Below are 571 nucleotides of genomic sequence, written 5' to 3'. Positions count from 1 at the left end.
CAGATAATTCTTTATTTAATTTTTCATGATCATTAAGTTTATATTTAAATACTGGTTCTGAGAAAAGTTTTAATGTTTCTAAGTTTTTCATTTTAAGTTAAATTCTTGCTCCAATTTTTTGTATTATTTTTGATGACATTTCAGTACCTTTATCTAAACTTTTTTCTATACTCATTTCATTTATTATACCATGCAAATAACCCGCTGCGAATAGATCACCAGCTCCAGTTAAATCTTTAATTTTAAGATTTTCTTTTGCTGAACATTCATAAATTAAATTATTTTTGATTGCTACAGCACCTTTTGCTCCTCTTGTAATTACAATATTTTTTTTTAGTTCTTTTGCAAAAGACAAAACATCATTAAATGACTTAGTATTTATTAATGATAGTATTTCTTGTTCGTTAGCAAATACAATATCTAATTTATCTTTTACTAAATTTAAAAATTGATCTTTATGTCTATCAACACAGAATAAATCAGATAAAGACATAGCAACTTTATTCGCATTATTTATAGCTTTATTAAATGCTTTTTTTTGGCCCTCCTTCATCCCACAAGTAACCTTCTA

Annotated in this window: 1 pseudogene; it reads right to left on the bottom strand. The window is 25.0% G+C overall.

From position 1 onward, the window contains the following. Positions 1–97: 97 nt before the first annotated feature. Positions 98–571 (bottom strand): annotated as a pseudogene (locus AMN83_RS01655) (PfkB family carbohydrate kinase); the annotation flags it as partial.

This window comes from Candidatus Pelagibacter communis (genome assembly GCF_001180025.1).
GTDB classification, from domain to species: domain Bacteria; phylum Pseudomonadota; class Alphaproteobacteria; order Pelagibacterales; family Pelagibacteraceae; genus Pelagibacter; species Pelagibacter ubique_A.
Note: the sequence above shows the minus strand (reverse complement) of the source record. Positions and strands in the feature narration are given on the sequence as shown.